The organism is Micromonospora sp. NPDC047753 (assembly GCF_040642735.1).
Lineage (GTDB): Bacteria > Actinomycetota > Actinomycetes > Mycobacteriales > Micromonosporaceae > Micromonospora.
This window is the reverse complement of record NZ_JBEYSL010000187.1, coordinates 1-9,132: the sequence shown is the minus strand read 5'-3', so window position 1 is coordinate 9,132 and position 9,132 is coordinate 1. Positions and strand designations below refer to the sequence as shown.

The 9,132-nt window shown below is 71.5% G+C and carries 11 protein-coding genes; 7 read left to right on the top strand and 4 right to left on the bottom strand.

Going from position 1 to position 9,132, the window contains the following annotated elements; translation table 11 throughout:
- Window positions 1–182 precede the first annotated feature (182 nt).
- Entirely contained in the window at window positions 183–695 is a 513-nt protein-coding gene (locus tag ABZ749_RS17465) for a LytR C-terminal domain-containing protein (protein ID WP_355009418.1), read from the bottom strand.
- A 433-nt stretch (window positions 696–1,128) separates the two neighbouring features.
- On the opposite strand from ABZ749_RS17465, the gene ABZ749_RS17460 reads away from it, so the two are divergent.
- Together ABZ749_RS17460 and ABZ749_RS17455 are read left to right on the top strand one after the other, a co-directional pair.
- Window positions 1,129–1,425 carry a DUF4193 domain-containing protein gene (locus ABZ749_RS17460; RefSeq protein ID WP_007075406.1) on the top strand — a complete coding sequence of 99 codons (297 nt, stop codon included), beginning with the start codon at window positions 1,129–1,131 and terminating at the stop codon, window positions 1,423–1,425.
- 119 nt (window positions 1,426–1,544) lie between these two features.
- The gene (locus tag ABZ749_RS17455; protein WP_357228866.1) at window positions 1,545–2,423 is read left to right on the top strand and encodes a hypothetical protein; all 879 of its coding nucleotides are present in this window, start codon (window positions 1,545–1,547) and stop codon (window positions 2,421–2,423) included.
- A 50-nt stretch (window positions 2,424–2,473) separates the two neighbouring features.
- On the opposite strand, the gene ABZ749_RS17450 is transcribed toward ABZ749_RS17455, so the two are convergent.
- Window positions 2,474–3,001 carry a DUF3093 domain-containing protein gene (locus tag ABZ749_RS17450; protein ID WP_357228864.1) on the bottom strand — a complete coding sequence of 176 codons (528 nt, stop codon included), beginning with the start codon at window positions 2,999–3,001 and terminating at the stop codon, window positions 2,474–2,476.
- Between the two features lie 90 nt (window positions 3,002–3,091).
- On the opposite strand from ABZ749_RS17450, the gene dut reads away from it, so the two are divergent.
- The 4 genes from dut to ABZ749_RS17430 all read left to right on the top strand — a co-directional run bounded on the left by dut (window position 3,092) and on the right by ABZ749_RS17430 (window position 5,520).
- Complete coding sequence (gene dut, locus ABZ749_RS17445) at window positions 3,092–3,628, top strand: dUTP diphosphatase (protein WP_355009340.1); 537 nt, start codon at window positions 3,092–3,094, stop codon at window positions 3,626–3,628.
- A 25-nt stretch (window positions 3,629–3,653) separates the two neighbouring features.
- Entirely contained in the window at window positions 3,654–4,316 is a 663-nt protein-coding gene (locus ABZ749_RS17440) for a DUF3710 domain-containing protein (protein ID WP_357228860.1), read from the top strand.
- 114 nt (window positions 4,317–4,430) lie between these two features.
- Window positions 4,431–4,811, top strand: coding sequence for an OB-fold nucleic acid binding domain-containing protein (locus ABZ749_RS17435; protein ID WP_179782700.1), 381 nt, complete (start codon window positions 4,431–4,433; stop codon window positions 4,809–4,811).
- 25 nt (window positions 4,812–4,836) lie between these two features.
- On the top strand, window positions 4,837–5,520 hold the full coding sequence (locus tag ABZ749_RS17430) for a DUF3159 domain-containing protein (protein WP_357198506.1): 684 nt from the start codon (window positions 4,837–4,839) through the stop codon (window positions 5,518–5,520).
- 38 nt (window positions 5,521–5,558) lie between these two features.
- Here ABZ749_RS17430 and ABZ749_RS17425 read toward each other — a convergent pair whose 3' ends face one another.
- Together ABZ749_RS17425 and ABZ749_RS17420 are read right to left on the bottom strand one after the other, a co-directional pair.
- Window positions 5,559–6,248: a TrkA family potassium uptake protein gene (locus tag ABZ749_RS17425; protein ID WP_357228857.1), complete on the bottom strand. Its 690-nt coding sequence runs from the start codon at window positions 6,246–6,248 to the stop codon at window positions 5,559–5,561.
- Window positions 6,249–6,251: 3 nt separating this feature from the next.
- The gene (locus ABZ749_RS17420; protein WP_355009344.1) at window positions 6,252–6,917 is read right to left on the bottom strand and encodes a TrkA family potassium uptake protein; all 666 of its coding nucleotides are present in this window, start codon (window positions 6,915–6,917) and stop codon (window positions 6,252–6,254) included.
- Window positions 6,918–7,080: 163 nt separating this feature from the next.
- Here ABZ749_RS17420 and ABZ749_RS17415 point away from each other — a divergent pair.
- Window positions 7,081–9,132 (top strand): APC family permease (locus ABZ749_RS17415; RefSeq protein ID WP_357228855.1); only part of this gene is annotated, 2,052 nt, incomplete at its 3' end.

The window sequence follows — 9,132 nt, the reverse complement described above, 5'->3', positions numbered from 1 at the left end:
GGGCTTCGGCCGGTGGGCCGGGCTTCGGCCGGTGGGCCGGGCTTCGGCCGGTGGGCCGGGCTTCGGCCGGTGGGCCGGGCTTCGGCCGGTGGGCCTGGTTCCCGCCGGTAGGCCAGGTTCCGGCCGGTGGGCCGGGTCGCTACCGGTCGCCGGCCTGGCGCTGCGGGGGAGCGGTTACGCCGTCACTTGGCGGGTGGGGACGGGCAGGCGCCCTTGGGTGCCTCCGGGGGGCCCGAGTCGCCGAGCGACTGGTTGACCTCGGTCGTGGTGGCGAGCTGCTGGAAGCGGTTGCCCAGCACCACGTCCACGGTGTCGTCGGCGCGCTTCGGGTCGTAGCCCGGCACGGCGTTGTTGAGGAAGTACGCCTGGAGCAGGTGCGCGGAACCGACGCCCTTCGGGCCGTACCGCAGCACCGCGACGCTGTCGACCTTCTTCTCGTTCCCGGTCTTCTTGACCTGGAACTGTCGATTGCTGAACTCGTCGGCGACGGTGTGGGCGAGGCCGGGCTGATCCGTGGCGTTGAAAACGTTGATCTTGACGTCCTTGCGCTCGCGCAGGGTCAGATCCGCCAGCGGCCAGCCCTCGGGGCAACCCGCCGCGGTGCCCACGTTGCCCTGGCTGTCGCGGACCACGGCCACGACGACGAAGACCAGGGCGATGATCGCCAGCAGGCCGACGACGACGAGTGCTCGCACGCGCGCAAAACTCATCAGGGCTCTCCCCGGAACCTCAGTGGGTGGTGGCGGCCGGGAACGATCGCTCAGGCCGCCGGCCGTCGAATACGCCGCTGAGGTTAACGGTTGTCCGGCCGTCGCGTGGAAACAGCCCGACATGCCGGCGCGCCGACCGCGAACCGGGTACTACTACCCCTATCTTCGTGTCGCCTGAATCACATTGGGAACAATCTCGCGTGCGGGGGCGTACATCTCAGCCGCAAGGGCGGTATACATGCCTCGCCCAAGGGGGGGTAAGGTTCCGCGCTCGCAGGGGAGTCGCCCCAGCGAGCTCGACCCGTTCGGTCCTCGGGTCGGGTGCCCGACACAAGTGATGGCCGGCCAGCGGAACCGAAACAGCGTCGTCCGGCGTTACAACCGGAAGCGACAACATCGATATGGGAGAGTGAAACCGATGGCCACCGACTACGACGCCCCGCGTCGCGACGAGGTCGACCTCGGCGAGGACAGCCTGGAAGAGCTCAAGGCACGGCGCGTCGACTCACAGTCGGGCGCGGTGGACGTCGACGAGGCCGAGGTCGCCGAGAGCTTTGAGCTGCCCGGTGCCGATCTGGCCGACGAGGAGCTCACGGTCAAGGTGCTTCCGATGCAGCAGGACGAGTTCCGGTGTGCTCGCTGCTTCCTGGTCCACCACCGTAGCCAGCTGGCGGTCGAGCGTAACGGCGAGCTGATCTGCCGCGAGTGCGTCTGAGAACCACGACAACACCGGCGGCGGCCTCCTGAACGGGGTCGCCGCTGCCGGTGTAGGCATGCGGCTGCGGTGGGTACCTGCTTGACTCGTAGCGGGTAGCCACAGCACCGGGAGGTCCGATGAGCGATCGAGGCGGCACCACCGAAGGCGGCACGGACGGCCTGGGTGCCACCCGTGGCACGGACGGCCTGGGTGCCACCCGTGGCACGGACGACCTCGGCGCCGACGGTGGCTCGGACGACCTCGGCGCCACCGTCGCGGCGTTGACCGCGGACGACATCGCGCCGGCCCGACGCCGCCAACTGCTGACCCGGATGGTCGGGCAGGCCCGTGCGCGGGGCATCTCCGACCTGTTCAAGCCCCGCGCTGCCGTGCGGTGGATGGTCGACGCCGTCGCCGAGATCGCCCCGCACGTGCCGGTACGGGACCTGGACACGTTGCGCCAGCACTTCCCCGGTCTGGACGACACCGCCCTGGCCGACCGGCTCATCCGTAACGCGTCGAGGACCACCGCCGCCATCGGTGCGGCCGGTGGGGGCGTCGCGGCCGTCGAGTGGACGGTGGCCCCGACTCTGCTCTCCGCGCCGGTGCTGCTGGCCGCCGAGACCGTGGCCGTGGTGGCGGTGGAGCTGAAACTCGTCGGCGAGCTGCACGAGATCCACGGCGTGGCACTACCGGCCGCCGGGAGTCAACGGGCGGTCGCGCTGGTGCACTCCTGGGCCACTCAACGCGGCGTCAACCCGATGGTGCCCGGCGTGGGAGTCGGAGCGGTGCTCGGCACCGCCGCCCGCAAAGAGTTGCGGGACATGCTGCTGCGGCGCTTCGGTCGCAACCTCACCACGCTCGGGCCGTTCCTGACCGGAGCGGCGGTGGCCAGCTTCCTCAACCGTCGGGCCACCCAGCAGATGGCCGAGCAACTCCAGGTGGACCTGCGCCGACGGGGCATCGCCCGGCCCGCGCCACCGGCGGCCCTCCCAGGCCCGCCGACCGGCACCTGAGCGGGCCCTTCAGCGTCAGACCGGCAATTGAGCGGCCCTTCGGCGTCGGGTCAGCCCGGCTCTCCCGCCGTCGGGTGGGAGGCCGACAGAGCGTCCCGTGCGGTCAGCACCGCCTCGGCCAGTTCGACCGGGTGGCGGGTGCTCACCACCCAGAACGGGGTCGGGTCCGCGGGATCGTCGAGGATCACCTGCACGGCGCCGCCGATCCACGGTCGCTGCACCACGAAGGCGAGCGGGTCCGCGCCGACGCCGAGCACCTCACGTCGGCCGGCCACGTCCAGCGGCACCACGTCGGCCACGAAACGGACCGGCAGGCGGGCGTCGTCCACCCGCAGCTCGGCGTCGGCAACTGCGACCCGGATCCGGCCCAGCCACCACAGCCCCACCGCGGTGAGCGGCACCAGCACGGCGAACGGCAGCCAGGTGCGGACGCCGGAGGCGCCCATCCAGATCTCGACGGCCAGCAACGCGGCGGCCACCAGCCCGGCCAGCCACAGCCACCAGGGCAGATCCAACCGCTCGGTGTACGCCGAGCGGGCGGTGACCGGCGACTGATCGGCGGACGGGGAGGGCGACATGCTCACTCCTGCGAGGGTACGGCGCACGGCGGCTCGACGAACCGGCAGGATGGCAGGGTCACCCCGCGAACCGGACGGAAGAGGGGACCCGTGACCGACGTCGTACCCGTGCCTGTGCAGTTGCTCGACCCGGAGCTGCCGTTGCCCACGTACGCGCATCCCGGCGATGCCGGGGCCGACCTGGTGGCGGCCGCGGACGTGGAGCTGCCACCTGGCGGCCGTGCCCTGGTGCCCACCGGCGTGGCCATCGCGCTGCCGGAGGGGTACGTGGGCCTGGTCCATCCCCGCTCCGGTCTGGCGGCCAGGCTCGGCGTGACGGTGCTCAACGCGCCCGGTACGGTCGACGCCGGCTACCGGGGTGAGATCCTGGTCAACCTGATCAATCATGATCGGGATGTGCCGGCGAAGATCTCCCGCGGCGACCGGATCGCTCAGCTCGTGGTCCAGCAGGTCGCGCGGGCGCGGTTCGAGCCGGTGGTCGAGCTGCCCGCGTCCCGGCGCGGGGCTGGTGGGCACGGGTCCACCGGTGGGCACGCCGGGCTGGTGCCGTCGCCGACGGGCCAGGACCGGGTCGAGCGGCGGCCGAGCGAGCCGGGCCGCGGGCAGACGGAAGAGGTGGCAGGGTGAGTGTGAACAGCGGAGGGCAGGCGCAGTGATCTTCTCCCGAAAGCGGGCCGACGCGGAGCGGCAGACCCGTGACGAGCGGGCCACCCAGGTCCCGGACCAGGGCGATGCGACGCCGACGTTGGAGCGCGGCCCGTACGACATCTCCGAGAGCTACGACGACGTGCAGCGACTCGACCTGGGCAGCCTGCACATCCCGGCGATCGCCGACGTCGAGGTGCGGGTGCAGGCCGACCCACAGGGTGTGGTCCAGCAGGTGGTGCTGGTGCACGGTGACAACGCGCTCCAGTTGGGCGTCTTCGCCGCCCCCCGGTCCGAGGGCATCTGGAACGAGGTGCGCGAGGAGATCCGGCAGTCGCTGCTCCGCGACGGCGCGAGCGCGCAGGAGGTCGCCGGCGAGTACGGCCCGGAGCTGCACGCACAGGTGAACACCCCCGACGGCGCGACGAACCTGCGGTTCGTCGGAATCGACGGGCCGCGTTGGATGGTCCGGGGCGTCTTCCAGGGCCCGGTGGCCACCGACCCGGGCATGGCCGGTCCGCTCGTCGAGTGCCTGGACGGCCTTGTGGTCGACCGTGGGCAGGAGGCGAAGCCCGTCCGCGAGCCCCTGCCGCTGCGGCTGCCTCGGGAGATCGCCGACCAGGCCGAGGCCGAGGCGGGCGACGCCGCCGCCGCACCGCGTCAGGTCTGACCGACGCGCACCGGCCCGCCGGAACCAGCCCCGTCGGCGTACGCTGGCGGCACGGTTCCGGCGCCGCCGGGGCCGGCCGGGGACGGCGAGCGTGGAGAGGGTGACGCGGAGGTCATGACGACCGACGAGGGCCGGGTGTCGCTGCGGCGCATCCTGCAGAGGTTCACCGCCAGCGAGGCCGAGATCGACGCGCAGGAGCTGCGTCGGGAGAGCGCCGAGTGCGGCGGGATCCCCGCCCAGCAGTGTTCCCGGGGTCAGCTGGTCTCGGTCGCCGGTCGGCTGCGCACCGTGGTCTACACGCCGCGCACCAATCTGCCCACCCTTGAGGCCGACCTGTACGACGGCAGTGACGTGGTCACCCTGGTCTGGCTGGGGCGACGGCACATCGCCGGGATCGAGCCGGGACGGCATCTGACCGCCCGTGGCCGGGTGGCCGTGCGGGACGAGCGCAAGGTCATCTACAACCCCTACTACGAGCTGGACTCGCCCAAGTGACGGCACTGCGGACGGAAGGCCGGCGATGACGACGGGACAGGACCGGGCGGCACAGCCGGATACCGACCCTCAGGACGAGGAGCCGCTGCCGACGATCGCCGAGCAGATGGCCGACCAGCTCGGCGGCTGGCGCGGGCTGGTCGAGTCCAGCATCCCGGTCGTGGTGTTCGTCGTCGCCAACATCATCGGCGAGCTGCGGCCGGCGGTGATCGCGTCGATCGCGGTCGCCGTGCTGATCGCGGGGCTGCGGCTGGCCCAGCGTCGACCGATCCGGCACGCCGTCAACGGGCTCTTCGGCGTCGGTGTCGGCGCGGCCATCGCGTGGCGCACCGGCGACGAGCGTGACTTCTATCTTCCCGGCATCCTCTACGGCATCGGCTACGGCATCGCCCTGCTGGTCTCGGCCGCGATCCGGCAGCCGTTGGTGGGCTGGATCTGGTCGGTGTTGGTGGCCAAGGGCCGTTCGGAGTGGCGGTCCGACCCGAAGCTGGTGCGCACGTTCACCCAGCTGACGGTGCTCTGGGGCGTGGTCTGGCTGGCGAAGGTGGGCGTGCAGGCCGGGCTCTACCTGGCCCACCAGGACACCGCGCTGGGCGTGGCCCGGCTGGCATTGGGCTACCCGCCGTACGCGCTGCTGTTGCTGATCACGGTCTGGACGGTGCGCCGGGTCACCCGGGAGACGCCGCCGGCCCCGCTGCCCAGCGCCTGAGCGACGTCGGGCGGCCGGGCCGCTCAGCCCCGTGGGGGTCAGTGTGAGCCGCGGGTCCGTTCGACGCTGTCCGGTCCGAGGATCACCGCGCGGACCGCGTCCTCCACCTCGGCGGTGCAGACGAAGATCAGCTCGTCCCCGGCCTCGATCGGGTCGTCCGGGCTGGGCACCAGGACCCGCTTGCCGCGCAGGATCGCCACCAGGGCGGCGTCTCGGGGCAGCGGCACGGCGTGGATCGGCTCACCGACGTACGGGGCGGTCGGCGGCAGGGTGATCTCGACGAGGTTCGCCTCGCCCTGTCGGAAGGTCATCAGCCGGACCAGGTCGCCGACGGTGACCGCCTCCTCGACGAGCGCGGCCATCACCCGCGGCTTGCTCACCGCGACGTCCACGCCCCACTGATCGGTGAACAGCCACTCGTTCTCGGCCCGGTTGACCCGGGCGACCACCCTGGGCACCGCGAACTCGGTCTTGGCCAGCAACGACAGCACCAGGTTGGTCTTGTCGTCGCCGGTCGCCGCGACCACCACGTCGCAGCCGGCGACGTCGGCCTCCTCCAGGCTGCTCACCTCGCACGCGTCGGCCAGCACCCACTCGGCGGCCGGCACCCGGTCCGGGCGAAGCATCTTGGGTTGACGCTCGATCAGCATCACCTGGTGGCCGTTGTCGATCAACTCCTGGGCGATCGAGCGGCCCACGTTGCCCGCGCCCGCGATGGCGACCCGCATGGCTCAGTGCCCTCCTTCCGGCGGCGTCGCCGCCACCGACGTGACAGTCGCCACGATGTCATCGCTGACCAGCATGAACGCCTGGTCGCCCTCCTGAATGACGGTGGAGCCGGTGGGCAGCGTGCCGATGCCGAAGCGGATCAGGTAGGCCACCCGCGCCCCGGTCGCGTCCTCCAGCGTCCGCACCGGTCGGCCGATCCAGTCCTTGTGTACGGGCACCTCGACGATCGACACCGTGCTCGTGGGGTCGCGGAAGATCTCCACGTTGCCCTCCGGGACCAGGTGCCGCAGCATCCGGTCCGCCGTCCACCGCACTGTCGCCACGGTGGGGATGCCCAGCCGCTCGTAGACCTGCGCCCGGCGCTGGTCGTAGATGCGGGCGGCGACCCGGGACACGCCGAACGTCTCACGGGCCAGCCGGGCCGAGATGATGTTGGAGTTGTCGCCGCTCGACACCGCTGCGAAGGCGTCCGCGCGTTCGATGCCGGCCTGCCGGAGCACCTCGCCGTCGAAACCGGCCCCGGTCACGGTGATCCCGGCGAAGTCGGGGCCGAGCCGGCGGAAGGCGTCGGCGTCCTGGTCGATGACCGCCACCGAGTGCCCTCGGGACTCCAGGCTGTGGGCGAGCGTCGACCCGACCCGACCACATCCCATGATCACGACGTGCACGCTGTCCCTCCCAAGGTGCGTACCACTCCCGCTGCCGGTGGCCCTCGAGTGCGAGCCTGCCACGTCCCGGTGGCGAGCGGGGACCGACCGTACCCCGCCGTCGCGAGCAGCGGTGATCGCCCACCCCCGCGCCCCCGCCGTGGTGGTCGTACTCTTGGCGTTCGTGGCCAGTCCCACCTCGCTGCTGAAGCGGCTTCTTCTCGGTCGACCGTTCCGGTCCGACCGGCTCCAGCACACCCTCCTGCCGAAGCGCATCGCGCTGCCCGTGTTCGCGTCCGACGCGCTGTCCAGCGTCGCGTACGCGCCCGACGAGATCCTGCTGACCCTCTCCATCGCCGGTGCCTCCGCGTACGTCTTCTCGCCGTGGATCGCGCTGGCCGTGGTCGTGGTCATGCTCACCGTGGTGGCGAGCTACCGGCAGAACGTGCACGCCTACCCGTCCGGTGGCGGCGACTACGAGGTGGCCACTGTCAACCTGGGGCCGAAGTTCGGCGTCGGGGTGGCCAGCGCGTTGCTGGTCGACTACGTGCTCACGGTGGCGGTGTCGGTCTCCTCCGGGGTGGCCAACCTGGGCTCGGTGGTGCCGTTCGTGGCCACCCACAAGGTCCTGATCGCGGTGAGCGCGGTCGTCCTGCTGAGCGCGGTCAACCTGCGTGGTCTGCGCGAGTCGGGCACGGCGTTCGCCATCCCCACCTACGGCTTCGTGATCGTGATGGGCGGCATGCTGCTCACCGGTCTGTTCCGGGTCTTCGTGCTGGGTGACGAGCTGCGCGCGCCGAGCGCCGACCTGGTGATCCAGGCCGAGCACAGTGTGACCGGTTTCGCGCTCATCTTCCTGCTGCTGCGGACGTTCAGCTCGGGCGCCGCCGCGCTCACCGGTGTCGAGGCGATCTCCAACGGGGTGCCCGCGTTCAAGGCGCCGAAGAGCCGCAACGCCGCCACCACCCTGCTGCTGCTCGGCAGCATCTCGGTGAGCATGCTGGTCGGGATCATCTGGCTGTCCCGGCTGACCCGCCTCCAGTTCGTGGAGGACCCGGGCCTCCAGATCGTCTCCGGCCCCGAGGGGTACGTGCAGAAGACGGTCACCACCCAGCTCGGCGAGACGGTCTTCGGCTCCGGGTCGATCCTGCTCTACGTGGTGGCCGGGATGACCGCCCTGATCCTCTTCCTGGCCGCGAACACCGCGTTCAACGGCTTCCCGGTGCTCGGCTCGATCCTCGCCCAGGACCGCTACCTGCCCCGCCAGTTCCACACCCGGGGCGACCGGCTGGCCTTCTCCAACGGCATCGTCTTCCTGGCTCTCTTCGCGATCGTGCTGATCGTCGGTTTCCAGGCCGAGGTGACCCGACTCATCCAGCTCTACATCGTCGGGGTCTTCGTCTCGTTCACCGTCTCCCAGGCCGGCATGATCCGGCACTGGAACCGGCACCTGCGCACCGAGCGGGACCCGGAGGCGCGCCGCCGGATGCACCGCTCGCGTGCCATCAACACCTTCGGCGCGGGCCTGACCGGCGCGGTGCTGGTGATCGTCCTGATCACGAAGTTCCTGCTCGGCGCCTGGATCGCCATCGCCGCGATGGCGGTGATCTACGTGCTGATGCTGGCGATCCGCCGGCACTACGACCGGATCGCCGTCGAGCTGACCCCGCCGGACGAGGGCCGGGCCGTGCTGCCCGCCCGCAACCACGCCATCGTGCTGGTCAGCAAGCTGCACCAGCCGACGCTGCGGGCCATCGCCTACGCCCGCGCCACCCGGCCGGACACGCTCACCGCGGTGACGGTCAACGTGGACGAGAAGGACACCCGGGACCTGCAGGCCGACTGGGAGCGACGGGAGATGGCGATCCCGCTCACCGTGATCGACTCGCCGTACCGGGAGATCACCCGCCCGATCCTCGACTTCGTCGCCTCCACCCGCCGCAAGTCGCCCCGGGACGTGGTCACCGTGTTCATCCCCGAGTACGTGGTCGGCCGTTGGTGGGAGAACCTGCTGCACAACCAGAGCGCCCTGCGCCTCAAGGGCCGGCTGCTCTTCGAACCGGGAGTCATGGTGGTCAGCGTGCCGTGGCAGCTCGCGTCGACAGCGAGCAAGAACCTGGACCGGCTGGACGCCACACTGTCCCGGACACCGGCGCGTGGGCCACGGAGCGCCGTGCCACCGCCGGTCGCCGCACCGCCGGTGGCCAACACCGGCAGCCGGGGTGCGCTCTTCGAC